The 3357-nt window shown below is 53.6% G+C and carries 4 protein-coding genes; 2 read left to right on the forward strand and 2 right to left on the reverse strand.

Going from position 1 to position 3357, the window contains the following annotated elements; genetic code table 11:
* Nucleotides 1-211: 211 nt before the first annotated feature.
* Nucleotides 212-1096 (forward strand): CHAD domain-containing protein, encoded by an 885-nt coding sequence (locus tag L691_RS0122085; RefSeq protein ID WP_025692481.1) that lies wholly within the window; start codon nt 212-214, stop codon nt 1094-1096.
* A 90-nt stretch (nt 1097-1186) separates the two neighbouring features.
* Here the strand turns inward: L691_RS0122085 and L691_RS0122090 are convergent, their stop codons facing one another.
* Nucleotides 1187-1510, reverse strand: a complete 324-nt coding sequence (locus tag L691_RS0122090; RefSeq protein WP_025692482.1) for a thioredoxin family protein — start codon at nt 1508-1510, stop codon at nt 1187-1189.
* Between the two features lie 5 nt (nt 1511-1515).
* Complete coding sequence (locus tag L691_RS0122095) at nt 1516-1908, reverse strand: MerR family transcriptional regulator (protein ID WP_025692483.1); 393 nt, start codon at nt 1906-1908, stop codon at nt 1516-1518.
* 161 nt (nt 1909-2069) lie between these two features.
* Here L691_RS0122095 and L691_RS0122100 point away from each other — a divergent pair, with 161 nt between their 5' ends.
* Nucleotides 2070-3287 carry an MFS transporter gene (locus L691_RS0122100; RefSeq protein ID WP_025692484.1) on the forward strand — a complete coding sequence of 406 codons (1218 nt, stop codon included), beginning with the start codon at nt 2070-2072 and terminating at the stop codon, nt 3285-3287.
* Nucleotides 3288-3357 lie beyond the last annotated feature (70 nt).

Here is a 3357-nt window from a genome sequence, read left to right on the forward strand (position 1 = left end):
GGATCCAGCATAACACAAGAACATATGTTTGTTAAGCCGAAGTGCCTAACCCCCACCTTCACTGTTGGCTTGGAGGTGGGGGACTGCGACACTATAGCTATTCAAAATTTAAGACGCTCTAAATATATAAATGGTTGCGCTATCATTACTGCTTGGATTCAATTTCCACAGAACGGTCCCTGAGGCGATCCTAATTTGGGAGTGATGACGAATGACAACAGATATAGCGGCCCATAGTTCCGAAACAAGCGGAGCGCAGCAATGGGAGCAGGCAATGACGAAGCTGTACACAAGCTTTATGGATTACGGAACAGAGGCGCTAAAGGACTTTGACGATGAGGCCGTTCATCAGGCGAGGGTAAGCAGCCGCAAGCTGCTGACGCTTCTGTCGGTACTGGACCCCGGACATTCCTCCGGCCTTTACGCCATGTTCAAGCAGGCCCAGAAGCGGCTGGGCAAGGTAAGAGACGCCGATGTGCTCATTCAGTCCTTCAAGGAAAGACGCAAATCGGCCAAGCTGGGCGGCGACAAGAAGGCCGCCCAGCTGCTGAGGGCGGTGATCCGGCATCAGAAAGCAAGGCGGAGACAGCAGCGCGCGAAGCTGGCGGATACGCTGCCTGCGCTGATGAATGGGGTGCTGCAGAGCAAATGGGATGAATTTATGAAGGTACGGCTGCCAACTCTTGTTGCTGATATCAACGTCAATATTACGATGCGCGAGCTTGAGGTCGCTTTCGAGCAGCAAAAGCAGCGGTGCAAGGAAATGTTCAAGCAAGAACCCCCCGGTTCCCGGAAGGCTCTGGATGAACTTCATAAGCTGCGGATATCGGCCAAGCGTATCCGTTATACCGCAAACGCGGCAGCCTTTGCGCTGGACCAGAAGTTTCACGCGAATGAAGCGATTTACAAAGAGATTCAGTCGGAGCTTGGAGACATCACCGATAAGCGGGTATGGCTGGATACCATGGAAGACATCGGCCGCAAGGAGCTGGACGCGAGCCGTGCAACGTGGAATACCTTTATGGAAGGTCTTCAAGCCGAGCTGGAGGATGCGGTTCGCCGGAACACGGTTGTAGACGTGTCGGATGCCCCATAGTGTAATCGCGGGGTTGAATCATGAGGGCTAATGAAAAAAACTCGCGGATGACCAACCGGCCATTAGTCCGCGAGCCTTCGCTTCGCTTAATTATGATAGATGTCTGCTCAGAACGCCCGTATATACCGATTTCGGGCTTAGGCCGACCAGCTTCTCTACCGGCTGTCCGCCCTTATAGACGATTACAGTCGGCATACTCATGACGCCGGCTTCCTCAGCCAGCTCGGGCAGCTCGTCGCAGTCAACCTTCACAACGGATACCGCGTCTCCGTAATCCCGTTCCAGTTCATCCAATATCGGCAGCAGATTCCTGCAAGGCGGGCACCATGCCGCTCCGTAATCGACAAGCACCAGACCGCCCCCCGCTACCTCTTCCCTCAGACCCTCAGGTGTTTCCGCATGTTTAATCGCCATTAGAATCATTCCTCTCCTGCTTTAGTTTGAGCTTTAGCGCCGGACCCTTCCCGCTCCCGGCGGATGGAAGCCATTCTTTCCTCCAAATTAAGCTTGATCTGAGTCAACTGATGCAGCTGACGTTCAATCTCCTCCAGCTTGGATTCATACAGCGGCATCACCTCGGCGCAAAAAGCCTCCTTGTTCTTCAACACACAGTGTAAAAAACCCGCGATTTCCTCTGTCGTCAGTCCTAAGTTTAAGTACAGCTTGATCGTCTTCACCGTCTCCGCGGCAAGCGGAGAATATTCGCGGTAGCCGTTGGCCAGACGGACCGGCGAAATCAAACCTTGTGACTCGTAATATCGAAGCGACCGGACGCTAACGCCCGTCCGTTTGGCAAGCTCGCCTATTTTCATAGCATTTCTCTCCGGATTATGAGAATGTTTAAGTTCATTATAGACCCTGACACCAGTGTCAAGGTCAACTACTTTTTTGCTTGCCAGTCCACTGACGCTGCTGACATAATTGATACAGAGAGTATTGTTACTACAATTCTTATAGAAAGAAGAGATCGGATTTGGAGAATGAGGAACGTTTATGGAACCGTCATTTTTTGACTATCTGCTTTAGCAGTTTTTTCATTTTCATGACCTTTTATATTCTAATGGTGACGCTGCCCGCGTTCGTTCTGGAAGATCTACACGGGAACAAGCAAAATATCGGATTGGTCACAACCCTATTCGTCATTGCCGCGGTTATCATTCGGCCGCTTACAGGAAGATGGCTTGACGAGGTTAACCGCAAAGCGCTTATGGTTGGCTCGCTTCTGCTGTTTGCCGCCTGCTCCGTGCTGTATCTGTTCATTCAAGGCTATGCCGCCCTTCTGCTGCTGCGCTGTATTCACGGATTCGCTTACGGCGTTGCTGCCACGGCTACCTCGGCCATCGTACTTGACGTCATACCGGAGCGCCGGAAGGGCGAGGGAATCGGCTATTTCACCCTGTTCATGAGCCTTGCGATGGTTATAGGCCCGTTCATCGGCCTTACGGTCACCGATCACGTCGGCTTCCGGATGCTGTTCATCACCGTCAGCGTCTTCGCCCTGCTCGCCTGCATCTTCGGCATTCTGACACCCGTTCCTTCCCACAAGACCCAGGCGCAGGCGCTTGGCAGCTGGGATATCAAGCGTTATTTCGAGTTCAAGGCTCTGCCGGTGTCCCTGTCCGGGTTCGTTCTGGCCTTCGCTTACAGTTCGCTATCGACCTTCATCTCCGTCTATGCCAAATCAATCGGGCTCGGGAACGTCGCCAGTTACTTCTTCATCGTATTCGCGGCCCTTGTACTGATCTCCCGGCCCTTTACCGGCCGGCTGTTTGACCGCAGAGGAGCTCACGTTCTCGTCTACCCGGGCATCCTGTTGTTCATGGCGGGCATGCTCTGGCTCAGCCAGGTGTCTTCCGCTCCGGAGTTTCTGGCCACGGCGGGCATGATCGGGCTCGGCTACGGCGCCATACTCCCAAGCTTTCAGACATTAGCCATCCAAGCGGCCCCCAGCCACCGCCGGGCGCTTGCCACCAGCACCTTTTACGTTCTGTTCGATCTCGGGTTCGGCCTCGGCTCTTATGTTCTGGGCTTTGTCGCGGCTCATACGGCTTACAATGCGATGTATTTCAACGCCGGAATGATTATAGCTCTGGCGCTAATCCTCTACTACTTCCTCCATCACCGGGCGGAGAAGATGAGCCGGGAAGCGGCGGGGGCACAGGATTGCCATCCAAACGCCCGGACGACCTAAAATGCGGAAGCGTCAGGCAGGACGGGCTCCGAACGAAAAAAAACTACGACTGCTCGTTTCACTAACTAGG

The sequence above is a fragment of the Paenibacillus zanthoxyli JH29 genome (assembly GCF_000520715.1).
Lineage (GTDB): Bacteria > Bacillota > Bacilli > Paenibacillales > Paenibacillaceae > Paenibacillus_AQ > Paenibacillus_AQ zanthoxyli.